Genomic DNA, 24,426 nt, shown 5'->3' on the forward strand with positions numbered 1-24,426 from the left:
AGCGTAGACGGGTTGCTGCGACGCCGCTTTCCGGCATGATCGTCCATGCGCCACCATCGGACGTCATGAAAGGATTACCGGAACGAATGAGCGAGCCCGTCGACCTCGGCAACCCCGACCTCTACATCAACCGCGAGCTGGCGGCGCTGGAGTTCAACTTCCGCGTGCTCGCCCAGGCCCGCGACCCGGACGTTCCGGCCCTCGAGCGACTGCGCTACCTGACCATCGTCAGCAACAACCTCGACGAATACTTCGAGGTTCGCGTCGCCGTGCTCAAGCATAAGCACGCGCTGGGCGCGGCGATGCCGGGCGCCGATGGGCTGTCATCGACCGAGATCCTCGCGCGGATCCGCCAGCGCACGCTCGAGCTGGTCAGCGAGCTCTACGCCATCTGGCACGAAGAACTGCTGCCATCGCTGGAAGCCGAAGGCATCCGCTTCCTGACCCGCGGCGCCTGGAGCGATCGCCAGCGACGCTGGCTGCAGGGGTATTTCCAGAACGAGATCATGCCGGTGCTGTCGCCGCTGGGTCTCGACCCCGCGCACCCCTTCCCGCGCATCCTCAACAAGACCCTCAACCTCGCCGTCGTGCTCGAAGGCCGCGACGCCTTCGGTCGCGAAGGCCACATGGCGCTGGTGCGTGCGCCCCGTTCCCTGCCGCGCATCATCCATATCCCGGGCGAGGTGGACGGCACCGAGGGCGACTTCGTCTTCCTGGCCGAGGTACTCCAGGCCTTCGCGGACGAGATCTTCCCGGGCTTTCGCGTGTGTGCGGCGTATCAGTTCCGCGTCACGCGCAACAGCGAGCTGGTGGTCGAGGAAGCGGAGGTCGAGAACCTCGCCCGCGCCCTGAGCGAAGAGCTGGTCGGTCGCGGTTATGCCCGGCCCGTGCGCCTCGAAGTCGGCGCGGACTGTCCGCGCGCGATCACGGAAATGCTGATCGCGAACTTCCAGCTCGAGGATGCCGACGTGTACCGTTGCGACGGTCCGGTCAACATCATCCGCTCGGGCCTGATCTACGATCAGGTCGACCGTCCGGAGCTGAAATTTCCGCGCTTCACACCGCGCCTTTCGCCGGCCTTCGGCAAGGGCGTCAACGAATTCGACGTCCTCGGTGTGCGCGACGTGCTGCTGCATCACCCGTACGAATCGTTCGCCGCCGTGGTCGAACTGCTTCGCCGCGCCTCGCAGGATGCGGGCGTGCTGGCGATCAAGCAGACGCTTTACCGGGCCGGCAAGGATTCCCCGCTGGTCGACCTGCTGGTCGAGGCGGCACGCAACGGCAAGGACGTCACCGTGGTGATCGAGCTACGCGCGCGTTTCGACGAGGAAGCCAACATCGGCCTGGCGACGCGTCTGCAGGAAGCGGGCGTGCAGGTCGTTTACGGCGTGGTCGGCTACAAGACGCACGCCAAGATGCTGTTGATCGTGCGGCGCGAAGCCGGCGGCCTGCGCCGTTACGTGCATCTTTCCACCGGTAACTACCACCAGGGCAACAGCCGCGGCTACACCGACATCGGCCTGATGACCTCAAACGCGGACATCGGCGAAGACATCCACAAGGTCTTCCAGCAGTTGTCCGGTCTGGGGCCGATGATCCAGCTGAAGCGTCTGCTGCATTCGCCGTTCACGCTGTACAGCAGCGTCATGGGCAAGATCGAACGCGAGATCGAACACGCGCGCAACGGCCGTCCCGCACGCATCGTCGCCAAACTCAACGCGCTCAACGAAGCGCATGTGGTCGAGGCGCTGTATCGCGCATCGATTGCCGGCGTCAGCATCGATCTGATCATCCGCGGCGCCTGCACGTTGCGTCCGGGCATCCCGGGCGTGTCGGAGAACATCCGCGTGCGCTCGATCATCGGCCGTTTCCTCGAGCACAGCCGCGTGTACTGGTTCGGTAACGATGGCGAGCCGGAGCTCTACTGCGCCAGCGCGGACTGGATGGAACGCAACCTCATGCGCCGCATCGAAGTCGCCGTGCCGATCATGGAACCCGACCTCGCCTCGCGTGTCTATGCCGAGACGCTGGACAATTATCTGCGCGACAACACGCAGGCGTGGCTGCTCGGCACCGATGGCCGCTACACGCGCAGCCACCCGTCGCAGGGCGAAGCGCCGCATAGCGCGCAGCAGGCGCTGCTCTCGGCGTATTGCGGGTGACACGGCGCGTCCTGCTCCTGTCGGTATCCGCGGGAGCGGGACACGTGCGCGCCGCGGAGGCGCTCGAAGCCACGGTGGCCGCGTTCGCCGCCGAGGGACACGATGTCGAGGCGAAGCACCTCGATGTCATGAACTACGTGCCGTCCACGTTCCGGCGGATCTACGCGGACTTCTATCTCAGCCTGATCACCCGCTACCCGCGGCTGTGGGGCATGCTCTATCGCATCACCGACGATACGCATCCCGACGCGGTGACCGAGCGCATGCGGCGTACGATCGAGCGCCTGAATACGCGACGGCTGCGTGCGGCCATCGCGGCATTCGCGCCCGACGCCATCGTGTGTACGCATTTCCTCCCGGCCGAGATGCTGGCACGACAGATCCGCAAGGGTCGCGTCACCGTGCCCGTCTGGCTGCAGGTGACCGACTTCGACCTGCACCGGCTCTGGGTCGTGCAGGGTATGGCCGGCTATTTCGCCGCCAGTCCGGAAATCGCGCACCGCATGCGCGCTGTCGGTCTGCCGGCGTCGCGCGTGCATACGACCGGTATCCCGATCATGCCCGCCTTTGCGCGCGCGCACGACAGACAGGCCCTGAGTGCCACGCTCGGTATCGACCCCGGCCGGCCGGCCTACCTGGTGATGGGTGGCGGTGCCGGAGTCGGCGATCTGGACCAACTGGCCGACACGCTGCTGTCCACCGGTGGCGACTTCCAGCTGGTGGTGCTCGCCGGCCGCAACGCCGTGACACTGGAGCGGCTGCGCGGCATCGCGGCATCGAAGCACGCCGGGCGCCTCATTCCGCTGGGTTTCACGCGTCAGGTCGAGGACGTCATGGCCTGCTGCGATCTCGCGATTACCAAACCCGGGGGACTGACCAGCTCGGAGTGCCTGGCCATGGGCCTGCCGATGATCGTGAATGCGCCCATCCCCGGTCAGGAAGAACGCAATGCCGATTACCTGCTCGAACAGGGCGCCGCGTGGAAGGCGATCGACGCCGTCGCGCTCGCGTGGCGTGTCCGCCTGCTGAGTGACGAGCCAGATCGTCTCGCCGCCATGGCGGCTTCCGCACGCGCCATCGGACGCCCGCATGCGGCGCGCGACGTGATCGCCGCCGTGCTCTCCCATCCGGACGATCCATGAGTCATTCGCCCCGCCGTCGCGTCGTCGCCGTGCTGACGACCGCGCTGTTCACCCTTCTGCTCGCCTTTCTGTTCGCCCATGTCGAGATCGAAATCGAGGGCTCGCATGGCTGGGCGACCAGCCTGCCCACGTGGCGCATCGAGAACCACTGGTTGCTCGACCTGTTCTGGGGCGGCCGCGCGATGACGGGTTACCACGCTTACGTGTTTCCGTTCATCGCGCTGTTCTTTCATTTTCCGATGATCTTCCAGGGGTACTGGAGCTGGCGTGCGCAGGTGCGGACGATCGCCTGCGTGATGCTGTTCTGGGTGGCCGAGGACGGCCTCTGGTTCGTTCTGAACCCCGCGTTCGGTCTGGCGCGCTTCGACCCCGTGGACGTGCCGTGGCACCGGCACTGGTGGGGCCCCGCGCCAACCGACTACTGGGTGTTCGGTTTTCTCTGCGTCGTGCTGTTCATCCTCTCCGCGCTGCCGAAATCGCGTGAGGCAAAAACCGCGTAGGAGCGCGGTCTGCGCGCGATTTCCATGTCTCGCCCAGGGCGCGCTCCTACCCTCGCGCGCAGCACCATGCCAGAATCCACCGATACGCCACTGCGGAATGCACCTTTGGCCTCTACAGGTAAATCGCAGATCAACGACGGTGAACTGCTTGCCGCCGTCGACCTGGGCTCCAACAGCTTCCACATGGTGGTAGCGCGGTACGAACACGGTGAGCCCCGCGTGATCGACCGCCTGCGCGATTCCGTGCGCATGGCGATCGGCCTGCGTCCGGACGGCACGCTCGACGCGGGACACCGCGCCGCCGCGCTCGCCAGCCTGGCGCGCTTCGGTCAGCGCATCGCCGGCATTCCGGCGCTGCATGTGCGCGCGGTCGCCACCAACACCGTGCGTCGTCTCGCGTCGCCGCACGCGTTCCTGTCGGCGGCGGAAGCCGCACTCGGGCATCCGGTGGAGATCGTTTCGGGCCGTGAAGAAGGTCGCCTGATTTTTCTTGGCGCCTCCCACGATCTGCCGGCATCGCGCGACCACCGGCTGGTGATCGATATCGGCGGTGGAAGTACGGAGTTCATCATCGGCCGGGGCAACGCGCCGCTGCTGACCGAGAGCGTGCAGGTTGGCTGTATCGCGAGCACGCTGCGGTTTTTCCCCGGCGGCAAGATCACCCGCAAGCGCTGGCAGAAGGCGCGCCGTGAAATCGGCGTCCTCCTTCAGCAGTTTTCCGAGGATTACCGCGAAGCCGGCTGGGCCGACGCCTATGGCTCGTCGGGCACCTCCAAAGCCATCGGTTCCGTCGTGCGCGCGATGAAACTCTCCGACGACGGCGTCACGCCGGAGGCCCTGGCCGCCGTGCGCGAGGCGATCATCGAGCAAGGCTCCTCGGCCACGCTCAAGCTGCCCGGCCTGGCCGACGACCGTGCGGAAGTGTTCGCCGGCGGCGTCGCCATCTTCGAAGCCGCCTTCGAGGCCCTGGGTATCGAACGCCTGCGCGTATCGGAAAGCTCGATGCGCGAGGGCCTGCTCTGGGACCTGATCGGCCGTTCGGCGGGTACCGATCCCCGCATGGCGAGCATCGATTCGCTGGCCGCGCGCTATGGTGTCGACAAGGCGCAGTCGCGTCGCGTGGAAACCACCGCGCTGAGCCTGTTCGATCAGCTGGCCAAGGTCTGGAAGCTGGACGACGATGCCCGCGAATGGCTGTCGTGGGCGGCCCGTGTGCACGAGCTGGGTCTCGCCATCGCCCATAGCCAGCATCAGCGCCACGGCGCCTACATCCTGCGCCATGCCGACCTGGCGGGTTTCTCGCGCCAGGAGCAGCAGTTGCTGGCGGCCATCGTCGAATCGCACCGGCGCAAGCCGGAGAAGTCCGCCATCACGGCGCTCCCGGTGCGTTACCGGGTTCTCGCGCGGCACATCACCGCCATCCTCCGCCTGGGCGTGCTCTTCCGACGCGCCCGGCGTGCCGAGGCCCTGCCGCGCATTCGCGCCGTCGCCACGCGCCAGCGCCTTCGTCTCACCCTGCCCGCCGACTGGCTGGACCAGCATCCACTGACCGAGGCCGATCTCGACCAGGAGCGGGAGCCGCTGGCCGAGCTCGGCCTCGAACTGGAAATCGTGACGGAATGACCAAGGGGCGTATCATGACCAGCCTGTTCCACCGCCACGACCGGTCACCCATGCTCAAAGCCGTCCTCGCCAGCGTCCTTCTCGCCCTGCCCGTCGCGGCGCTGGCCCAGCAGCCTGCCAAACCGTCGGCTCCGCCCACCGGCTCGGCGGAGCATCCCAGGGTCGTGATGCACACGACGCAAGGTGACTTCACACTCGAGCTGTACCCGGAAAAGGCGCCCAAGAGCGTCGCCAACTTTCTGCAGTACGTCCGTGACGGCTTCTACGACGGCACCGTCTTCCATCGCGTGGTCAACGGCTATCTGGTCCAGGGCGGCCTTTACAGCCGCGACCTGACCCAGCGTCGCACGCGCGCGGCCATTCCCAGCGAGGCCGACAACGGTCTGTCCAATCTGCGCGGCACCGTCGCGGTCGCCCGCGGTGCGGACGCCAATTCGGGTACGTCGCAGTTCTTCGTCAACCTGGTCGACAATCGCCGGCTCGACTACGTCAGCAACCAGAGCGGCCTGACCTGGGGCTTCGCCGTGTTCGGCAAGATCGTGAGCGGCATGGACGTCGTCGACAAGATCGCCGGACTGCCTACCCGCGCGCAGGGCCCCTTCGTCGGCGACGTGCCCAACCCGCTGGTGATCATCGATACGGCCAGCGTGGTGGGCGAGGAGAAAGCCGCCCCGGCCGCGTCGTCATCGGCTCCCGCCGCGCCGGCAGCCAAGCCTGCCGCCGCTGAGCCGGCCAGGCCCGCGACGAAGAAAACCGAAAAGAAGTCCGCAACGCCGAAGGCCGCATGAGCACGCTGTTCATCGCCGACCTGCATCTGGATGATGCACGCCCCGGTATCACCGCCCTCTTCGAACAGTTTCTGGCGTCGGACGAAGCGCGATCGGCGTCGGCCTTCTACATCCTCGGGGATCTGGTCGAGGCGTGGATCGGCGACGACGACGATGCCGAGCTCCCGGACCGCATCGCCAACGCCACCCGCGCGCTGCGCGACGCCGGTGTGCCCGTCTATTTCATGGCGGGCAATCGCGATTTCCTGCTGGGAGAGACCTTCGCCACGCGTGCAGGCATGACCCTGCTCGAGGATGGCACCGTTCACGACATCGAAGGTACGCGGACGCTGCTGATGCACGGTGACGTGCTGTGCACCGACGACGTCGAATACCAGACGGTGCGTGCGCAGGTTCGTACGGAGGCGTGGAAGGCCCAGGTGCTGTCGATGCCGCTTACCGCACGCCGTGCGTTCGCCGCGCAGGCGCGCAGCGACAGCAAGTCACGCACGGGGCGTATCGACGAGACGATCATGGACGTGAATCAGAACGCCGTCGAAAGCGCGATGCGCGACGCCGCCGTGCGTCGGCTCGTGCATGGGCATACGCATCGTCCCGCCGTTCACGACTTCACGCTCGACGGCGACGCCGCGCAGCGGATTGTGCTGGGCGACTGGTACGACCATGGGTCGGTGCTGGCGATCGATGGCGATCGCGTCGAACTCCGCGGCTTGTCGGCGGGTTGAATCGCCAAGGGGGCTGACTGCCGAAAATCGGTCAGCCCAGCGTCGCCAGCCAGACCAGCTCGCTCTCGGAAAACCCCGCCGCTCGCCGCGCATCCAGATTGAACGGCCCGCGCAGTGACCCGTTCATGTAGTCATCGAGTAACCGGGCGAACGTCGCCTCCGGCTCGATACCGTCGCGCTCGCAGCACCAGTGAAACCAACGCGTGCCGGCAGCGACGTGCGCCACTTCCTCGCGAAGGATGACCTCGAGGATGGCGACGGTGCGTTCGTCCTGCTGCCGACGAAGACGCTCCATCATCCCCGGCGTGACGTCGAGCCCACGCGCCTCGAGCACACGCGGTACGAGAGCCATGCGCGCCGTATCGCTGTGGGCGGTCTTCTCCGCCATTTCCCACAAACCGTTGTGCGCGTCGAAATCGCCGTAGGCGTAGCCGAGTTCGGCCAGACGACCCGACAGCATCGTGAAATGACGTGCCTCGTCGTTGGCGCAGGACGCCCAGTCGCGGTAGTACGCGTCGGGTTTGCCACGAAAGCGATAGACCGCGTCCCAGGCGAGATCGATCGCATTGAACTCGATGTGCGCGATGGCGTGAACCAGCGCGGCGCGTCCTTCCGCGGAACCCAGGCCACGCTGTGAAAGCTCGCGCGACGGGACGAGGCGCGGACGCTCGGGACGCCCGGGCAGGCCGATGGGCAGCGGCGGCGGCGATCCCGCATCGGGACGCAGTTCACCGCGATCGAGCGCGGCGAACGTCTCGAAGCTGAGTCGCAACTTTTCCGCGGGGGCGGCGGCGTCAAGGCAGCGCCGCGCGGCAGCGTGCAGATCGTGGGCGTCGTTCATCGCGGGACTGGCGGCACGATCCCGTGCCGCCATCAGTCGTCAGGCGGTACGGCGTTCGTTCTTGGCCGAGTCCGAGCGCATCGCTTCCTGCTGCTCGAGGAAGCCCTCGTCCACGCCGGTCACGTACTCGCCCGAGAAGCACGACGTGTCGAACTGCTTGAGGTCTTCGTTGCCGTCGTTGACCGCCCAGACGAGGTCTTCGAGGTCCTGATAGATCAGCCAGTCGGCACCCAGTGCCTTCTCGACTTCCTCCACCGTACGGCCGGCGGCGACCAGCTCGGAAGCGGCCGGCATGTCGATGCCATAGATGTTCGGGTAACGCACGGGCGGCGCCGCGGACGCGAAATAGACGTTCTTCGCCCCGGCGTCGCGCGCCATCTGGATGATCTGGCGCGAGGTCGTACCGCGGACGATCGAGTCATCCACCAGCAGCACGTTCTTCTTGCGGAATTCGAGCTCGACCGTATTGAGCTTGCGGCGCACGGATTTCACGCGCTCGCCCTGGCCCGGCATGATGAAGGTGCGGCCGATATAGTGGTTCTTGACCAGGCCTTCGCGCATCGGCACGCCCAGCGCCTGCGCCAGCGAGCTGGCCGCCGTGCGCGAGGTGTCGGGAATCGGGATGACCGCGTCGATACCGTGATCCGGGCCGCGCTCGCGCAGGATCTTCTCGGCGAGTTTCTCGCCCATGCGCAGGCGCGCCTTGTAGACCGAGACGTCTTCGATCATCGAGTCCGGACGGGCCAGATAGACGTACTCGAAGATGCACGGGGCATGCACCGCGCCCTCAGCGCAACGCTGGGCGTGGAGTTCACCGCCCTCGGTGATGATGACGGCTTCGCCCGGCTCGATATCGCGCACGCGCTTGAAACCGAGCACGTCGAGCGCGACCGACTCGGAAGCGACCGCGTATTCGCGACCTTCCGCCGAGACGCGCTCGCCGAGAACGAGCGGACGGATGCCGTTGGGGTCGCGGAAGGCGATCAGGCCGTAGCCCAGCACCAGCGCGATACAGGCATAACCACCGCGCGCACGGGCGTGCACGTTGGTGATCGCCTTGAACACATGCTCCGGCGTGAGCGCGCCGCGGTCGTCGACCTGCAGCTCGTGGGCGAGGACGTTGAGCAGCACTTCGGAGTCGGAGTCCGTGTCGATGTGACGACGGTCGTCTTCGAACATTTCCTTGCGCAGCGCCTCGGTGTTGACGAGGTTACCGTTGTGCGCGAAGGCGATGCCGTAAGGCGAATTCACGTAGAAAGGCTGCGCCTCCTCCGTGCCTTCGGAGCCGGCGGTGGGGTAACGGCAGTGGCCGATCCCGATACGGCCGCGCAGCTTGCTGACGCCGGCGGAGTTGAAGACATCGCGTACCAGGCCATTGCCCTTGTGCAGGCGCAGGCGCGCGCCGTCCACGGTGGCGATACCGGCGGCATCCTGCCCGCGATGTTGCAGGACGGTCAGGCCGTCATACAGGGCCGATGCCACTTCCGTGGTACCGACGATGCCGATGATTCCGCACATGGTGTTGCCTTCTACTGAGTGGCCGTCGTGGTCGCGGCGGCAGGGTGAGCATTATCGTTCTTCGAGGCCTGCCCTGGCATCGTCAGGTCGCGAAGTTTCATCAGTTCATCCTTGCTCGGCAAGGAGACGTTGGGCATTTTCATGTCCTGCAGCGCCGCTGGCGGATGCAGGTACTGACGGACATTGGCCGGCACCTGCTGACCGAGCCATGCGGCAGGCGCGGCGAACTGCGGCAGCAGGGCCGATTCCCGCCAGATGGGTTCGTTCGGCAGCGGCGTGAAACCGAGCGCGAACACCACCAGGCTGACAATCAGCACGCCGCGCACGGCGCCGAACACCATGCCGAACAGCCGATCCGGTCCACCCACGCCGGTGCTGGCGACCAGTCGGGAAATCAGGAAGCGAAAGATCCCGCCCACGAGCAGGACCCCCATGAAACACACGCCGTAACCGATGCCGATCCGCGCCATCGGCAGCGAAATGCTGCTTTCGAGCCGCTGTGCGATAAGCGGCCCGAACGTCCACGCCGCCCAGAACGCGCAAACCCACACCACGAGCGACAACACCTCGGAAATGAGGCCGCGCACCAGGCCGATCAAGGCCGAGATGAACAGCACACCGATGATGACGTAGTCCACCCAGCTCACCGGCCGCCCCCTGCTGTCATTGTCATCCGGGAGTGCCCGTTACGGGGCCGGTACGATGACGCCATCGAGGCCGACCTTGGCCTTGATCTGATCTTTGAGACGCGCCGCATCGTCACGCTGCGTCTGCGGGCCAGCGCGCACGCGCCAGAGCTTCGCACCCGTGCTGGAGGCGACGCTGTCGATGTAGCCGGCGATGCCCGCACCACGCAGCTTGTCGCGCAGTCGCGTGGCTTCCGCCTCGCTGCTGACCGCTGCAACCTGAACGGCGAAACCGCCGGCTCGTGGCGACGGGGTCGGCACAGCGGCCGGCACGGCGGCGGGTACGGCGGGCGTGGGAGCGGCGGCAGCCCGCACCGGGGCGGGTGCGTCAGCCGTCTGCGTCTCCGGCCTGGAGGACAGCGACGCGGGAGCGCCCGGTACGGCGGCCGTGATCTTGAGACGAGCGGCCTCGGCGGCGGCACGCGTCTCGAACGGGCCGGCGGAGACGCGCGTCAGCGCCTTGCCCGCCTGATTGGACGCGGATGTGCTGACCGGGTAACCCAGGGCCTTCACCTTCTGGACCAGGGCGTCGGCCTTGGCATGATCGGCGTAGGCACTGAGGTTGATCGTGTAGCTGCCACGCCCGGCCGTACCGGCGGGCAGGGCCTCGGCGGCAGGCGGCGCGGTCGCGGCCACCGGCTTCGGTGGCCGGGCGGCCGGCGCGGGAGCGGCCGGGGTGTTCGCGGGCTTGCTCGCTGGCGCGAAGTCTTCGGGCAGTGCATCGGCAGGCTTGCGCGAGGCGATGTCCACCGAAGCCAGCTTGCTTCCGCCACCCGGAGTGACCGCGGCGGGGCTGGGCGCGGGCGCGGGAGCAGCGACAGCCGACGGCGTGCCCGAGGCCGGGGCGCCGGCGGCGGGCTGCGAGCCGCTGGCGGACGCCGGCGAGCCATTCGGCGCCACATCGAGCGTACGGGTCTGCAGCTCGCGATCCGGGGCCGGCGGAATCTCGAGGCTGACCGTCTGGTCGGCGTCGGACTTCGGCGGCGCGCTGGAGAACATCATCGGCACGAACAGGACCAGCAACGCGATCAGTACCGCGGCACCCAGCAGGCGTGTTTTCAAGGAAGGCTCCATACGACCGGCGCAAAGCGAATCGCGGCGATTATAACCGGCAAAGGGGTGCCCCCGACGCCCTTCCCCGCGTGGCGTTCACCTCGCGGCGGCCAGGGCGACGCTCGCGACGAAGAACGAGCCGAATAACAGCACGATGTCGTCTTCACCCGCATCGGCGCGCGCCGCGGCCCAGGCCGCTTCCACGCTGGCGAAACTGGCATGTACCGCCCCCGGCAAGGTCGCGACAAGGCTCGCCGCCAGTGCGTCGGCTGTCAGCCCGCGAGGCGTATCGCGATCCAGTCCGGCGATATACCAGCGGTTGACGCGATCCCCCAGCGCCGCGATCACCCCATGGGTGTCCTTGTCCGACAGTGCGCCGTAGACGGCGAGCACCCTCACGGGACCCGGCTGCGCGTCGATCCACTCGGCCAGCGCCCTGGCCGCCTGCGGATTGTGTCCGACGTCGACCAGCGTCGCGGGTCGGTCGGCGATTTTCTGCAAGCGCCCCGGTACCCGCACACTGGCCAGCGCGTGACGCATCGCTCCGGGGGGGACATCCCGTGTGGGGCCGAGGGCGTGAATGGCCGCGATAGCGGTGGCCGCGTTATCGATCTGGACGGGCGCATCCAGTGCGGGAGGCGGCAGATCGAGGACGGTGCCGTCGGCGTGGGTCCAGGTCCAGCCGTGTGTCCCGGCGCCCGGGTGCCGGCTGACCCGGAAGCTGTCGCCGGCTCGCATCACGCGCGCGCCGAGGCCTGCCAGGGCGGTGAGCAGGCCCTCGGGAGGTGCGTGCTCGCCCACGATCGCCGGGCGCCCGGCGCGGGCGATCCCCGCCTTTTCGCGGCCGATACTGTCGCGGTCCCCGCCCAGCCAATCCTGGTGATCGAGATCGATCGTCGTGATCACCGCCACATCGGCGTCGATGATGTTCACGGCATCCAGTCGCCCGCCGAGCCCGACTTCGAGCACCGCGACATCCAGCGACGCGCGGGACATCAGGTCGATCGCCGCCAGCGTGCCGAACTCGAAGTACGTCTGCGGGATGGTGCCCCGCGCGCGTTCGATCCGCTCGAAAGAGGCCACGATGGCCTCGTCGTCGGCGTCGATGCCATCGATGCGGATGCGCTCGTTGTAGCGGATGAGATGCGGCGACGTGTAGCAACCCACGCGATAGCCGGCGGCCCGGAGCATGCCCTCGATGAGAGCGACCGTCGAGCCTTTGCCGTTGGTGCCGCCCACGGTGATCACCTTCGGCGCGGGGCGCGGCGAGCCCATCGCGGTCCAGACGGCGCGGACGCGATCGAGTCCCAGTGCGATGTCACGCGGGTGCGTGCTTTCCTGATAGGTGAGCCAGTCGGCGAGCGAACGAGTCATTGGGAAACCTTTGCACGATCGAGTTCGCGCATCCAGAAATCGAGAGTGTGCGGTGTCGCGGCGTCATCGCCCCGCTCCTTCCACGAGAGCGTGCATGACATACCATCGACCGGCGCGTAGCCACGGCCCCGCCAGAACGCATCGTTGACGCGATGGCCGTCCGGCGCACGCGGATCGGTCGCCTCGCGCCGGACCGAACAGAAGGCCGTCCAACGAAATTCGCCGACGGTGCGGGCATGCGCCTCACGAGCGTCGAAGAATGCGTGCCCGATCCCGCGCCCGCGCCACGGCGACAGCAAAACGGACTCACCGAAATAGAAGACGTCCTCGAGCGGAATGCCACGCGCCAGGAAAGCCGAATGAAACGCTTCGCCATCATCGGCGAGCGGCACCCCGGTTGACGCACCGATCACCCGCCCCGACGCCTCGCGAGCCACGACGCACACACTGCGCGGCGAAGCGGCGTACGAGGCAAGGTAGCCACGCTCGTAATCGCGGTCGCCTTCGTACAGATAGGGCCAGTCACGAAATACGGCGATACGGAGACCGGCCAGCTCGTCCACGACCGGCAGGATGCCCTGCCCCACATGGACGTCGAGACGGATACCGGGAATGTCACGCATGCGGAAAGCCCGACGAAAGAGGCGTGAAGCTTAATGGCCCGATCGGCCGCGTGCACCTCCGCGGCACCGGCGAAGGTAAGCGGCATGTTCGCGCTTTGGTCCTCACTGGTCGACTGGACGAGTCTCCACGCCATCGTCCCGTTCCTGACCTTTCTCCATCTGAACGGCCTGGCCGGCGACCCGCGTGAGATCGCCGAGGCCATCCTCATATCCATCCTGCAGGTGGCGATCATCGGCGTTCTGTTCCGTCCGCTGGAGTCGGTGATTCCGGCCGAGCGCTGGACGGACCGCAGGCTGACACGGGTCGACCGGCAGTACACGCTGATGATGCTGCTCGGCATCTTCCCGATGTTCAGCTATCTGGTGCTGACACCGATCGGCAATGCCTTCGGCGGTCCGGACGACGGCCAGGCAGGCGACGACTCACTGCTGGGCATCACGCACTGGATCCCGGCACTCGACGGACATCCGCTGGCGCTGTTCCTGGTCTATTACGTCATCTACGACCTGGTCTATTACTGGATGCATCGCCTGCAGCACGCGCTGCCCTGGTGGTGGGCGCTGCACAGCATGCATCACAGCACCCGACAGATGAGCTGCTGGACCAACGATCGCGGCAGCCTCGTCGACGGTTTTTTGCAGTCGATGGTACTGGCCGGTGTCGGCCTGGTGATCGGCGTGGCGCCGACCGATTTCGCCTGGCTGATGCTGCTGGGTGAGCTCGTGCAGAACTTTTCGCATGCGAATGTGCGCGTGCGCTTCGGGCCGGTACTGGACCGACTGTTCGTGTCACCGGTGTTCCATCGCCTGCATCACATGCTGGTGGATCCGGATCGGCCGACGCTGCATAACTGCAATTTCGGGCAGGTGTTTTCAGTGTGGGACGTGCTGTTTGGCACGGCCCTGTACGGCGAGCCGATCCGGCCGACCGGCGTGGGCGATCCGATGGTGGATGCCGATAACGGGAAGGGCCTCGTAGGGCTGCACTGGAACGCCTTCCGGCGGTTCTGGGGCGCGGTGCGCTGCAAGGCCGGATGGACGCTGGGCGATGTGGCGTTCGATGAGCGGTATCGGCCGGTGTCGGTGAAGGACATCGATCTGCATGCCCTGGAAGCAGGGCGCCCGGGCGAGCATCCGTAGCCGTCCACGAAAAACGCCAGCCTCACGGCTGGCGTTTTTCGTATCGCATCACTGCATCGGATCAGCAGTTGTCGGCACCGCCGAACGGGTCGTCGAGGATGATCGTGTCATCGCGATCGGCGCCCGTGGCGACCAGCGCCAGCTTGCAGCCCGAGAGTTCCTCGACCGCACGCAGGTAGGCGCGAGCGGCGGGCGGCAGCTTGTTCCAGTCGCGGATACCCGCGGTGGACTCTTCCCAGCCCGGGAACTCGAGGTAGACCGGCTTGCACTCGGCCCAGCCGTCGGCGTCCAGCGGAGCGAGTTCGCGACGCTTGCCGCGGTACTCGTACGCAATGCAGACCTTGATGCTTTCCAGGCCGTCGAGCACGTCGAGCTTGGTGATCGCCAGGCCGTCGATGCCGTTGATCTGCACGGCGCGCTTGAGCGCGACCAGATCGATCCAGCCGCAGCGACGCGGACGACCCGTGCTGGCGCCGAACTCGTTGCCCTTCTTGCGCAGCAGCTCGCCCATCTCGTCGTTGAGCTCGGTCGGGAACGGACCGCCGCCGACGCGCGTGGCGTAGGCCTTGCAGATACCGAGCACGTAATCGATGTCACGTGCGCCGACGCCGGTGCCGGCGAGCGCGCCGCCCACCGTCGTGTTCGACGAAGTGACGTACGGATAGGTGCCATGGTCGATGTCGAGCAACGCGCCCTGCGCACCTTCGAACAGGATATTGCCGCCTTCCTTACGCACGTCGTGCAGGATGGTGGCGACGTCGTCGACCATCGGACGCAGGTATTCGCCCCACGTCAGGGCTTCGTCGAGGACGGTCTGATAGTCGACCGGCTCGGCCTTCAGCCACTGGGTCAGCACGAAGTTGTGATACTCGACGGCGGCCTGCACTTTCTCCGGCAGCTCGTGCGGGTACATCAGATCGGCGACGCGGATGGAGCGACGCGCGACCTTGTCCTCGTACGCGGGGCCGATGCCACGACCGGTCGTGCCGATGGCCTTGGCGCCGGAGGCGACTTCGCGCGCCTTATCGACGGCGATGTGGTACGGCATGATCAGCGGGGTCGCCGGCGAGATCTTCAGGCGCGGACGCACGTCGACGCCCTGAGCCTCGAGCTCGGCGACTTCGCTCATCAGCGCGGCCGGCGACAGCACGACGCCGTTACCGATCAGGCAGAGCGCGTCGTCGCGCAGAATGCCCGAGGGGATCAGGTGAAGGACGGTCTTCTTGCCCTTGATCACCAGCGTATGGCCGGCGTTGTGGCCACCCTGGAAACGTGCGACGGCACCGACGCGCTCGGTGAGAAGATCGACGATCTTGCCCTTGCCCTCGTCGCCCCATTGCGCGCCCAGAATAACGACTGACTTACCCATGTTGACGGTTCTCTCTAAGTGACGTTGCCCGGATGGGCGATGTGTATAGGGATCAGCGCTGACGGCCGGGGCCGTCGTTGAGATAGCGCAGGAATTCGGAATCGGGCTTGAGGACGAGCACGCCCTTGCCATCGGCGAACGACTTACGATAAGCCGCCAGGCTGCGATAGAAAGCGAAGAACTCGGGATCCTGGCTGTACGCCTGGGCGTAGATGGCGGCTGCCTGAGCGTCGCCATCACCCTTGACCTTGGTCGCGTCACGCTCCGCATCGGCCACCAGCACCGACTTCTGACGGTCGGCGTCGGCGCGGATCTTCGCCGCGCTTTCCTGGCCGGTATAACGGAGCTCGTTGGCCAGCTGCAGGCGCTCGGCGCGCATACGCTTGTAGACCGAGCCACTGACTTCGTCGGGAAGGTCGATGCGCTTGATGCGTACGTCGACCACCGAAATGCCGAGGTTCTGGCGTGCGGCGGCGTCGGTGTCCTTACGCACCTGGCCGGTGATGTCTTCACGGCCGCCGGCGATCAGGTCTTCCAGCTTGCGCGAGTTGAACTCGTGACGCAGGGCGTCCTTGACGATGGGCGTGAGGCGCTGGATCGCCTGGGTGTCGTCGCCCGACGTGGCGCGGTAATACGCCGCGTTATCGGCGATACGCCACTTCACGTAGAAGTCGACGTTGACGCTCTTCTTCTCGAGCGTGAAATAACGCTCGGGCTGGGCATCGAGCCCTAGGATGCGGTTATCGAAACGCATGACCTGCTGCACGACGGGAATCTTGAAGTGCAGACCCGGCTGGTAATCCGCGCGGACGATACGGCCGAACTGCAACAGCAAGGCGTTTTCGCCTTCCCTGACGACAAAGGCGCTGTTGAAGCCCAGCAGGACGATGAGGACGACGATGAGGCCGGAAACGATCTTCACTGGGCGCTCCCCTGCTGCGGCTGGTTCGGCGTCGGGTTGGCGTCGGTGGTGGCCGACTGCACGACGGTACCGACACCGGGTACGTTGCGAATCGAGCTGTTCGGCGCTTCCACCGGCAACTGGATGATGTTCTTGCCGTTGCTGCCGTCGACGATCTTGGGATTGCCGGCCATGACCTCTTCGACCGTTTCCAGCCACAGGCGGCGGCGCGTCACTTCGGGAGCGGCGCGGTATTCCTTGAGCAACAGATTGAAGCGCTCGGCCTCGCCGTTGGCGCGTGCGATGCGCTCCACGCGATCGCCTTCCGCGACGGCCGAGATACGACCGGCGTCGCCACGGGCCAGTGGCACGACGCGGCTCTCGTAGGCGCGGGCGTTGTTCTCTTCGCTCTGCTTGTCTTCGCGCGCGGCGTTGACGTCGTCGAAGGCGTCCTTCACTTCCTTGGGCGGCGAAACGTTCTGGAAGCTGACCCCCGTCACCAGGATGCCGGCGTCGTACTTGTCGAGCGTGGCCTGGAGGATGTCGCGGGTCTGCTGCTGCAGGGTTTCCTTCGCGGCGGGCGCGACACCGGCGGCCGGCGCCTGATCCGGCGCCGGCGTGTCGACGCCCGGCGTGGTCAGGATGTTATCCATGATGTTGGCGCCGACCACGGAACGCACGGCCGCCTCGGCCGCGTTGTGGATGGTGTTTTCTTCGCGATCCGCGTTCGAATACAGGAACTTGCGCGCATCGGAGACCTGATACTGCACGTTGAAGTCGATCGCGATGATGTTCTCGTCCCGCGTCAGCATCGACACGTTGTCCGAGACCGAGCGGATCTGGGTCGTCTCGACCTTGGTCACCGTCTCGACCGGGCTGGGCGCCTTCAGATGAAAGCCGGGCGGCAGAATGCGCGAGAACTGGCCGAAGCGCAGCACCACGCCGACCTGACGCGCATCGATGACGGTATAGCTGCTGACCAGCAGCCAGGCCACGATGAACACCAGCACGATGGCGGTTATGCCGCCGCTGCCGGCGCCGAACTTGCCAAAGCGTGCCTTCAGGCTCTTCAGCGCACCGTCGAGATCGGGCTTCCGCCCGCTCGACCGGTTGCGGTTCCAGGGATCCTTCTGGCCGTTACCGGGTTCGTTCCAAGCCATGGGCGACAGTCTCCTTCGGGGACCGAGGGTGGGCGGCTGGCAAGCCATGAGGTGGCCCGGGCGGCGGGGAAGCGGCGCCGGGCACGCGAAGGCCCGTCGCCATGCCGATCGGGCACGCAAACGACGTGAATTCTATCAGATAGGGTAAGGCGGGTGCTCGCTCAGAACGCGGGATGCGGCGGATCGATCAGCTCGCGGAGCGGCCCGGCATGCACATCGTCGCCCAGCAACGGCGCCAGAACGGATCGCGGCGCGTCGATATCCAGATGCCAGCCATGCTCGTCGATGGCCTCGCCGGCAATCGCGCCCGCCGCCTTGAGGCGGGCATGCAGCCGGCCCGCCGTGAGCGGAAGCTCAAGACCCGTGCGGATCCGGTCGCCGCCGAGCAGTTCGCCCAACGCCTCGCGCAGCCCTTCGATACCCTGTCCCGTGGCGGCGGAGAGCCAGACCTGACGCGGCTTGCCGTCGTCCCCGCGATCCACCCGTGGCTCGACGTCGATCAGGTCGACCTTGTTCATCACCGAGAGCTGGGGCACATCCCCCGCCCCGATCTCGTCCAGCACCTCGTCGACGACGCGACGGAGCAGCTCGCGCTCTTCGTCCGCGGCGTCGCTGAGGTGAATGAGCAGGTCGGCGTCGCGCGCCTCGGCCAGCGTGGCGCGGAAAGCCGCCACGAGGTCATGCGGGAGCTCGCGGATGAAACCCACCGTGTCGGCGATCACCGCGGGCCCGCACGCGAGGCCGTCGATCTTGCGCACCGTGGGGTCCAGCGTGGCGAACAGCTGATCCGCCGCGTAGACGCCCCCGGTGGTCAGCGTGTTGAACAGCGTGGATTTGCCGGCGTTGGTATAGCCCACCAGGGCGACCCGGGGCACCGTATTTCGCAGCCGCGAGCGGCGCTGCTGGTCGCGCTGGGTCCCTACTTTCTCGAGCCGCTTGCTCAGCATCTTCACGCGCTCGGCCAGCAGCCGGCGATCGGTCTCGAGCTGGGTTTCACCCGGGCCGCGGTTGCCGATGGCACCGCCACGCTGGGCGTCAAGATGGGTCCAGCCCCGGACCAGCCGGGTCGCCAGATGCTTGAGTTGAGCCAGCTCGACCTCGAGCTTGCCTTCGTGGGAGCGGGCACGCTGGGCGAAGATGTCCAGGATCAGGCCGGCGCGGTCGACCACGCGGGTCTGCAGCTGCTTTTCGAGGTTGCGCTCCTGCACCGGGGTCAGCTCGTGGTCGACGAGGACCACGTCCGCCTCCAGCGCGCGCACGGCTTCGGCGACCTCTTCGGCCTTACCGGTACCGATATAGAAACGGGGGTTGGGCTTCTCTACGCGGGCGGAGATGGTCGCAAGGACCTCGGCACCGGCGGAAGCCACCAGCTCGGCGAATTCCTCGCCGCGACGAATGGCGTCGCCTTCGCCGCGGGAATGCGGCAGCACCAGCACCGCGCGATCGCCTTTCTTTTGCCTGTCGAACACTTAGGGGGATGACCTCATCAAAAAAGGAAGGGGTGCGCGTACCCCAAGGATACGCGCACCCGCTCTTTTACATATGGGTCGCCGACGGGGGCCCCTCAACCCTCGACGTCGCCCGCACCGGCTTCCGCGTGGTTCTCGTGGCCACCGACCCGCACGTTGCGGCTGGGCACGACCGTAGAGATGGCGTGCTTGTACACCATCTGGCTCACCTGATTGCGCAGCAGCACCACGAACTGATCGAACGACTCGATCGTGCCCTGCAGCTTGATGCCGTTCACCAGATAGATGGCGACCGGCACGCGTTCGCGACGAAGCGCATTGAGAAACGGATCCTGCAACGATTGCCCTTTGGACATTTCTTCTTCTCCCCTACGCCTTCGTACGGGACCGGGTAAAAAGAACGCCTGACGGCGCCCCGGTCCAAGTGATTTGAATCTTAACTGCTTTTAAATACCGGCTGGAAGCGCCGTGCGTGAAGCCCGCGGCATCCCCAGGAACTGCTGAAGTGCCACGTCGGCCCCCGGCAGCGGATCCCCCCGGTCCGGGTCGAACGTGCGTGCGTCGAGCTCGCCGCGCAACCAGGTGATCTGGCGCTTGGCGAGTTGCCGCGTTGCATAGATACCACGGTCACGGAAGTTCGTGGCGTCTCCCTGACCATCGAGGTACTCCCAGGCCTGGCGGTAACCCACCGCACGGATGGCCGGAAGCTCGGCATGCAGGTCGCCGCGGGCGCGGAGCCGCTTCACTTCATCGAGAAAACCACCGGCGATCATGGTGTCGAAGCGGGCGGCTATCCGCTCGTGAAGCAGCTTGCGGTCATCCGGCAGCAACGCCAGCTTGAGCACCCGCCAGGGAAACGGCTCGCGGCTACCGCCCTGCTGGAGCTCGGTGAGTGTCCGGCCGGTCAGCTCCATGACCTCGAGGGCGCGCTGGACGCGCTGGGCATCGCCCGGCCGGATACGTGCACCGGCCACCGGGTCGCGTTCGGCCATCCGCTCGTGCATGGTGGCCCAGCCGACCCGCGCCGCCTCGGCGCCGATCCGCTCCCGCACGGCCGGATCGGCCTCGGGGAGATCCGACAGCCCCTGCTGCAGCGCCCGGAAGTAAAGGCCCGTGCCGCCGACGAGCAGCGGCACCCTGCCCGCCTTTCGCACCCGGTCCATCGCCGCCAGGGCGTCGGAGCGAAAGTCTGCCGCGGAATACGGCTGAGCCGGATCGCGAATGTCGACGAGCTCGTGCGGGTAACGCGCCAGCGTCGCCGCGTCGGGTTTCGCCGAACCGATATCCAGCCCGCGGTAGACGAGGGCCGAATCGACGCTGATCAGGCCCATCGGGTAGCGGTCGGCCAGCGAACAGGCAAGCGCCGTCTTGCCCGAGGCGGTCGGGCCCATCAGAAAAACGGCGAGAGGACGGTGATCGAGGGTCATGCCAGGGTACGACGAAGCAAACGATCGCAAGGGTACCGCAGCCGGTAAGATCGGCGGGCACTCAAAGGGAGAACGGGAGCATGTTGCGTGTTGCGCTGGCGCTTGCCGCCATGATGGGGGTTATCACTGCGGCGGATGCCGCGACGGTTGTGCCCACGGTCTACGAGGCAGGACATTTCTTCGCCACGCCCGCCGACACTGCCGGCCATGCACTGAAGCTCGTCGTGGACACAGGGGGCGGCGGCAGGAGCTGGCTGGTCTACGGCGATGCCGGACGCGCCATGGGCCTCGTCGAATCGTCCTGCGAGGGTGACAGGACGTTCGTCACGCCCGCCTTTGCGCCAGGCAAGGCGCTGCCGCGGTCTCCAAGAAACTGCGGCATGGCAAGCAACGTCGACTGGCCGCGCAGCTCGGTCGAGAACGGCATGCTCAGCGGCTGGTATCTCTCCGATTTCATCGTGACCTTCGACTATCCGGGCAAGCGCCTCGTCTTCGAGGACGCCGGCTGGCGCTCGGATGCATCCGCTCATACCGTGCCGCTCGGCTTTCTCGTCAATCGCAAGGGCAAGCTCGGAAGCCCGTTCCCACGGATCACACTGACCATCGACGGGCAAGCTCTCGATGTACTGCTCGACACCGGTGCCACCGCGCATCCGACGGTCGCAGGCCAGCACGCCATGGCCACGCCGGTCGTCGAGGGCTACGGCGTCACCAGCTACGTGACCACCAGCGTCATGAACCGATGGCACGAGAAGCATCCCGACTGGAAGCTCGTCGATCAGGCCGATGATCTGCTCGGTGCGGCGAAGGCGACACGCGCGATCCAGGTACCTGCCGTCGCCGTCGGCGGCTGGTCCGTCGGACCTGTCTGGTTCACCGAGCGGCCGGACAAGAGTTTCGTCGACACGATGTCTTCTTATATGGATGGGACGGTTTTCGGCGCGGCGGGCGCCAATCTCCTTCGGTCCTTCCGCATGACGATCGATTACGCACGGCACAAGGCGTATCTGACCTGCATCGACGCGTGTCGTCCGGTGCGGTGACGCGACCGCCGTGGTCACCCGTTGACCAGCTCAACGCAAGAGCATGATGCGCAAGGGATCTGCAAACTTGTCCACAGGCTTATGCAAACGGTATCCACATGGCCTGTGGATATCGTGACTCACGCCCGCTCGGCGGTGAGCAACGATTGACCAGTACAACCCAAGTCGTTGCTATGTAAGCCTGAATCGGACTTGTCCACACGGTTATGCAGTCGGTATCCACACAGGGTGTGGATAAGACCGCATTGAGAATCGGGAACAACCGACCTGGCTTTCTTCGCAGGGTCGGCTAGGCTCTTCAACCGGGCATCAGCACCTCAGACGAAAAAGCAGCATGGACTCTGGTGGAGCACTGAGCACCGCGCTGATCATTAAGTGATCAGACAAACCGAAGTGTTTGTCGGCAAAGCGATATGCCGACTTATCCACACGGTTATGCAACCCGTATCCACATACCCTGTGGACAACCCATGCCGCCCCCGTCCCCAAAGAAAGCCGAGACCGGAAGCATGTCACCCGACGAGCTGGAAAAAGTCCGCGCCGAGATCGGCAAGCTCATGGCCGAGACCGCGAAGATCGACGCTGAGGCAAGGTGGTATCCCTTCGTTACAGCGGCGGGTGTTTTCGCAGCGGCTCTCGGCCTGCTGAAGCTTCTCGCCTGAAGCGACGAACCGCCGACGTCACTTCGCCGGCACGCCCATCTCCTTGAGCAGATTGTCGGCATGGTCCAGGTGATGCATTACCCACAGCATGTAGCGCACATCCACCTGGATGGAGCGATTGAGTTTCGGGTTGAACAGCCAGTCGCCACTCACCGACTCCCAGTTACCGTCGAACGCGAGGCCCACGAGCTGGCCCTTCGCATCCAGTGCCGGTGAACCCGAATTGCCACCGGTGATGTCGAGATCGGCGAGAAAGTCGACTGGCAACGTACCCAGCTTCTTCGACGCGTAGCCGTCGTAGGCCTTTGCCCTGATCGCGTCGGTCTCAGCCTTGGGCGCATTGAACGGCTCGATACCCGTATCCTTCTGCACGATGCCCTCGGCGGTGGTGAACGGCGCGTAGCTCACGCCGTCGCGCGGCGCGACGCCCTGCACATTGCCGAAGGTGACGCGAAGCGAGCTGTTGGCATCGGGATACACCGGCAGGCCCTGCGATTCCTTCCACGCGATGATCGCCTGCATGTAGCGCGGACGAAGCTTCGCCAGTTCACCGTCGCGGGCATCGTCCTGATCCTGATTCGCCTTCAGTTCCGGCAGCAGGGCATGCGCCAGCTTGAGCATGCTGTCGTCGCTGGCGGCGACGGCCTTCGCATCGGCCTTGAACCATTTCATCCGCTCTGCGGTGTCGCCCAGCTTGCTGCCCTTGTAGAGCGAAGCGACCTTCGCCTGGATGGCCGGTCGCGTGTTCGCGCCAGCGAGCCAGGTGTCGAGACCGGCGAGATGCTGATCCTTCGGCAGCGCGGCATAACGGACGAGGGCGTTCGTCAGCAGATCCTGATCGGTCTGCGCGTCGTAGCGACGCTCCATCTGCTTCAGCGCGCCTTCGATACGCACCTCGTCACGCTGCTGGAAGCCGGTCTCACGCTCCATGTCCGGCTTGGCGCGCTCCTCGGCGAGGCGCGCAAGACGCACGCCTGCGGAAAACAGCTGTGTCCGCTGGATCAGCATCAGGTCGAGATCGCGCTCGCGCGTGGCCTGGTATTCGGCGAGCTTTGCTTTGAGCTGGGCGATGTCTCCGGCGAGCGCCTGATTTTCCGCGCCGCCCTGCTTTGCGAGCCAGGCGGTGAGATCGGCTTCCTGCTTCTGCTTCACCGCTACCGCGTCCGCACGACGCAGCCCTTCGAGCTGGCCACCGAAGTTCTTCAGATAGTTGTTGAGGCCTGCGACGAGACTGGCGTACTTCACCGTGACCTCGGGATCGCGCTTGCCGTTGGTGGCGATCGTGTCGAGCTGCTCCTGATAAAGCTTGATCTGCGTCGGGTAGCTCCAGTCGATGGCACTCTGCACCTCCTGGGCCAGCCGATAACGGTTGGTACGACCCGGGTAGCCGACGACCATCACGTAGTCGCCCTCCTCCACACCCTGCGGATTCACCTTGATCACGTGCTTCGGGTGATACGGCACGTTGTCCTTCGAATACGTGGCCGACTTACCGTCCTTCGACACATACGCACGCAGGTAGCTGAAGTCGCCGGTGTGGCGCGGCCACATCCAGTTGTCGACGTCACCGCCGAACTTGCCGATGGACTCGGGCGGGGCATAGACCAGACGTACGTCCTTGATCTCGAGCTGTCGGATCAGCTGATAGCTGTAGCCGCCGTGGAAGGTGTAGACGTCGCAGCGGTAGCCGTCGGTCTCGCACGCCTTCACCAGCTCCTTCTTCGCGCGGTCGATCGCGTCGTAGCGCTGCTGGCCCGTCATCGTCGCCGTCAGCTTGCCGGTGACGTCCTTCGTGACATCCCGGATCTCCTCGGTGACGAAGACGCGCATGTCGGGCGAGCCCGGCAGCTCTTCGCCGAAGTTCTTCGCCAGGAAGCCCTGCTCGATGAGGTTCTTGTCCTTGGTCGAGTTGTACTGGAGCGCGCCGTAACCACAGTGGTGGTTGGTCACGACCAGGCCGTCCGTCGACACGAATGACGCCGTGCAGCCGCCGAGACTGACGATGGCGCCCATCGGATAAGCGGTCAGATCCGTCAGCGAGGCCGGATCGAGCTTGAGCCCGTGCTGCTTGAGGGTGCCTGCGATCTTCGGCAGCTGGGCCGGCTGCCACATGCCTTCGACGGCGTGAGCGGCGGGGACGAGACCGGCCGCGAGGGCGGCAGCAAGGGCGAGACGACGCATGAGGTGATGCTCCCTGAAGATGTTATAAAGTAACAATGA

22 protein-coding genes are annotated in these 24,426 nt (G+C 66.1%); 9 read left to right on the forward strand and 13 right to left on the reverse strand.

The window, feature by feature from the left end; genetic code table 11:
- Positions 1-86: 86 nt before the first annotated feature.
- From ppk1 to FA85_RS03450, 6 genes are all read left to right on the forward strand, one after another.
- On the forward strand, positions 87-2,162 hold the full coding sequence (ppk1, locus tag FA85_RS03425; protein WP_036111924.1) for a polyphosphate kinase 1: 2,076 nt from the start codon (positions 87-89) through the stop codon (positions 2,160-2,162).
- Positions 2,159-3,304 (forward strand): MGDG synthase family glycosyltransferase, encoded by a 1,146-nt coding sequence (locus tag FA85_RS03430; RefSeq protein WP_197056480.1) that lies wholly within the window; start codon positions 2,159-2,161, stop codon positions 3,302-3,304. The genes ppk1 and FA85_RS03430 overlap by 4 nt, the downstream gene beginning before the upstream one ends.
- Positions 3,301-3,804, forward strand: a complete 504-nt coding sequence (locus FA85_RS03435) for a hypothetical protein (RefSeq protein ID WP_036111920.1) — start codon at positions 3,301-3,303, stop codon at positions 3,802-3,804. Before FA85_RS03430 ends, FA85_RS03435 begins: the two co-directional genes overlap by 4 nt.
- A 66-nt stretch (positions 3,805-3,870) precedes the next feature.
- On the forward strand, positions 3,871-5,427 hold the full coding sequence (locus tag FA85_RS03440) for a Ppx/GppA phosphatase family protein (RefSeq protein WP_197056481.1): 1,557 nt from the start codon (positions 3,871-3,873) through the stop codon (positions 5,425-5,427).
- A 50-nt stretch (positions 5,428-5,477) separates the two neighbouring features.
- A complete protein-coding gene (locus FA85_RS03445; RefSeq protein ID WP_036117315.1) occupies positions 5,478-6,215 on the forward strand; it encodes a peptidylprolyl isomerase in 738 nt (245 codons plus the stop codon).
- The gene (locus FA85_RS03450; RefSeq protein WP_036111914.1) at positions 6,212-6,940 is read left to right on the forward strand and encodes a UDP-2,3-diacylglucosamine diphosphatase; all 729 of its coding nucleotides are present in this window, start codon (positions 6,212-6,214) and stop codon (positions 6,938-6,940) included. The genes FA85_RS03445 and FA85_RS03450 overlap by 4 nt, the downstream gene beginning before the upstream one ends.
- 31 nt (positions 6,941-6,971) lie before the next feature.
- Here the strand turns inward: FA85_RS03450 and FA85_RS03455 are convergent, their stop codons facing one another.
- The 6 genes from FA85_RS03455 to FA85_RS03480 all read right to left on the reverse strand — a co-directional run bounded on the left by FA85_RS03455 (position 6,972) and on the right by FA85_RS03480 (position 13,035).
- Entirely contained in the window at positions 6,972-7,814 is an 843-nt protein-coding gene (locus FA85_RS03455; protein WP_240003820.1) for a ferritin-like domain-containing protein, read from the reverse strand.
- Positions 7,815-7,820: 6 nt separating this feature from the next.
- Positions 7,821-9,299, reverse strand: a complete 1,479-nt coding sequence (purF, locus tag FA85_RS03460) for an amidophosphoribosyltransferase (RefSeq protein ID WP_036111911.1) — start codon at positions 9,297-9,299, stop codon at positions 7,821-7,823.
- Positions 9,300-9,310: 11 nt separating this feature from the next.
- Positions 9,311-9,946, reverse strand: coding sequence for a CvpA family protein (locus tag FA85_RS03465; RefSeq protein WP_036111908.1), 636 nt, complete (start codon positions 9,944-9,946; stop codon positions 9,311-9,313).
- A gap of 39 nt (positions 9,947-9,985) precedes the next feature.
- Positions 9,986-11,047 carry an SPOR domain-containing protein gene (locus FA85_RS03470; RefSeq protein ID WP_036111906.1) on the reverse strand — a complete coding sequence of 354 codons (1,062 nt, stop codon included), beginning with the start codon at positions 11,045-11,047 and terminating at the stop codon, positions 9,986-9,988.
- Between the two features lie 87 nt (positions 11,048-11,134).
- A complete protein-coding gene (gene folC / locus FA85_RS03475) occupies positions 11,135-12,412 on the reverse strand; it encodes a bifunctional tetrahydrofolate synthase/dihydrofolate synthase (protein ID WP_036111903.1) in 1,278 nt (425 codons plus the stop codon).
- Entirely contained in the window at positions 12,409-13,035 is a 627-nt protein-coding gene (locus FA85_RS03480) for a GNAT family acetyltransferase (RefSeq protein ID WP_051943445.1), read from the reverse strand. Before FA85_RS03480 ends, folC begins: the two co-directional genes overlap by 4 nt.
- Before the next feature lie 84 nt (positions 13,036-13,119).
- On the opposite strand from FA85_RS03480, the gene FA85_RS03485 reads away from it, so the two are divergent.
- Positions 13,120-14,175 (forward strand): sterol desaturase family protein, encoded by a 1,056-nt coding sequence (locus FA85_RS03485; RefSeq protein ID WP_036111900.1) that lies wholly within the window; start codon positions 13,120-13,122, stop codon positions 14,173-14,175.
- Between the two features lie 61 nt (positions 14,176-14,236).
- Here the strand turns inward: FA85_RS03485 and FA85_RS03490 are convergent, their stop codons facing one another.
- The 6 genes from FA85_RS03490 to miaA form a co-directional block, all read right to left on the reverse strand.
- Complete coding sequence (locus FA85_RS03490; protein ID WP_036111897.1) at positions 14,237-15,544, reverse strand: adenylosuccinate synthase; 1,308 nt, start codon at positions 15,542-15,544, stop codon at positions 14,237-14,239.
- Between the two features lie 52 nt (positions 15,545-15,596).
- Positions 15,597-16,466, reverse strand: a complete 870-nt coding sequence (gene hflC / locus FA85_RS03495; RefSeq protein ID WP_036111893.1) for a protease modulator HflC — start codon at positions 16,464-16,466, stop codon at positions 15,597-15,599.
- Entirely contained in the window at positions 16,463-17,605 is a 1,143-nt protein-coding gene (hflK, locus tag FA85_RS03500) for a protease modulator HflK (RefSeq protein ID WP_051943443.1), read from the reverse strand. Before hflK ends, hflC begins: the two co-directional genes overlap by 4 nt.
- A gap of 161 nt (positions 17,606-17,766) precedes the next feature.
- The gene (hflX, locus tag FA85_RS03505; RefSeq protein WP_036111890.1) at positions 17,767-19,074 is read right to left on the reverse strand and encodes a ribosome rescue GTPase HflX; all 1,308 of its coding nucleotides are present in this window, start codon (positions 19,072-19,074) and stop codon (positions 17,767-17,769) included.
- 95 nt (positions 19,075-19,169) lie between these two features.
- Positions 19,170-19,430, reverse strand: coding sequence for an RNA chaperone Hfq (gene hfq / locus FA85_RS03510; protein WP_036111888.1), 261 nt, complete (start codon positions 19,428-19,430; stop codon positions 19,170-19,172).
- 90 nt (positions 19,431-19,520) lie between these two features.
- A complete protein-coding gene (gene miaA / locus FA85_RS03515; protein ID WP_051943441.1) occupies positions 19,521-20,501 on the reverse strand; it encodes a tRNA (adenosine(37)-N6)-dimethylallyltransferase MiaA in 981 nt (326 codons plus the stop codon).
- Positions 20,502-20,581: 80 nt separating this feature from the next.
- On the opposite strand from miaA, the gene FA85_RS03520 reads away from it, so the two are divergent.
- Together FA85_RS03520 and FA85_RS21800 are read left to right on the forward strand one after the other, a co-directional pair.
- Positions 20,582-21,544 (forward strand): hypothetical protein, encoded by a 963-nt coding sequence (locus tag FA85_RS03520; RefSeq protein WP_036111885.1) that lies wholly within the window; start codon positions 20,582-20,584, stop codon positions 21,542-21,544.
- Between the two features lie 509 nt (positions 21,545-22,053).
- A complete protein-coding gene (locus tag FA85_RS21800; RefSeq protein ID WP_036111883.1) occupies positions 22,054-22,206 on the forward strand; it encodes a hypothetical protein in 153 nt (50 codons plus the stop codon).
- An 18-nt stretch (positions 22,207-22,224) separates the two neighbouring features.
- Here the strand turns inward: FA85_RS21800 and FA85_RS03530 are convergent, their stop codons facing one another.
- Positions 22,225-24,387 carry a S46 family peptidase gene (locus tag FA85_RS03530; protein WP_036111881.1) on the reverse strand — a complete coding sequence of 721 codons (2,163 nt, stop codon included), beginning with the start codon at positions 24,385-24,387 and terminating at the stop codon, positions 22,225-22,227.
- Between the last annotated feature and the right edge of the window lie 39 nt (positions 24,388-24,426).

This window comes from Luteibacter mycovicinus (assembly GCF_000745235.1).
Classification (GTDB): Bacteria; Pseudomonadota; Gammaproteobacteria; order Xanthomonadales; family Rhodanobacteraceae; genus Luteibacter; species Luteibacter mycovicinus.

Bases quoted from the DNA above. Each gene is read 5' to 3' on its own strand.
- FA85_RS03440 (WP_197056481.1), top strand. From the start codon at position 3,871: ATGCCAGAATCCACCGATACGCCACTGCGGAATGCACCTTTGGCCTCT.
- hfq (WP_036111888.1), bottom strand. From the start codon at position 19,430: ATGTCCAAAGGGCAATCGTTGCAGGATCCGTTTCTCAATGCGCTTCGT.
- FA85_RS03490 (WP_036111897.1), bottom strand. From the start codon at position 15,544: ATGGGTAAGTCAGTCGTTATTCTGGGCGCGCAATGGGGCGACGAGGGC.
- FA85_RS03450 (WP_036111914.1), top strand. From the start codon at position 6,212: ATGAGCACGCTGTTCATCGCCGACCTGCATCTGGATGATGCACGCCCC.
- purF (WP_036111911.1), bottom strand. From the start codon at position 9,299: ATGTGCGGAATCATCGGCATCGTCGGTACCACGGAAGTGGCATCGGCC.
- FA85_RS03480 (WP_051943445.1), bottom strand. From the start codon at position 13,035: ATGCGTGACATTCCCGGTATCCGTCTCGACGTCCATGTGGGGCAGGGC.
- FA85_RS03435 (WP_036111920.1), top strand. From the start codon at position 3,301: ATGAGTCATTCGCCCCGCCGTCGCGTCGTCGCCGTGCTGACGACCGCG.
- FA85_RS03455 (WP_240003820.1), bottom strand. From the start codon at position 7,814: ATGGCGGCACGGGATCGTGCCGCCAGTCCCGCGATGAACGACGCCCAC.
- miaA (WP_051943441.1), bottom strand. From the start codon at position 20,501: ATGACCCTCGATCACCGTCCTCTCGCCGTTTTTCTGATGGGCCCGACC.
- FA85_RS03485 (WP_036111900.1), top strand. From the start codon at position 13,120: ATGTTCGCGCTTTGGTCCTCACTGGTCGACTGGACGAGTCTCCACGCC.
- ppk1 (WP_036111924.1), top strand. From the start codon at position 87: ATGAGCGAGCCCGTCGACCTCGGCAACCCCGACCTCTACATCAACCGC.
- FA85_RS03445 (WP_036117315.1), top strand. From the start codon at position 5,478: ATGCTCAAAGCCGTCCTCGCCAGCGTCCTTCTCGCCCTGCCCGTCGCG.
- hflK (WP_051943443.1), bottom strand. From the start codon at position 17,605: ATGGCTTGGAACGAACCCGGTAACGGCCAGAAGGATCCCTGGAACCGC.
- FA85_RS21800 (WP_036111883.1), top strand. From the start codon at position 22,054: ATGTCACCCGACGAGCTGGAAAAAGTCCGCGCCGAGATCGGCAAGCTC.
- FA85_RS03520 (WP_036111885.1), top strand. From the start codon at position 20,582: ATGTTGCGTGTTGCGCTGGCGCTTGCCGCCATGATGGGGGTTATCACT.
- folC (WP_036111903.1), bottom strand. From the start codon at position 12,412: ATGACTCGTTCGCTCGCCGACTGGCTCACCTATCAGGAAAGCACGCAC.
- FA85_RS03530 (WP_036111881.1), bottom strand. From the start codon at position 24,387: ATGCGTCGTCTCGCCCTTGCTGCCGCCCTCGCGGCCGGTCTCGTCCCC.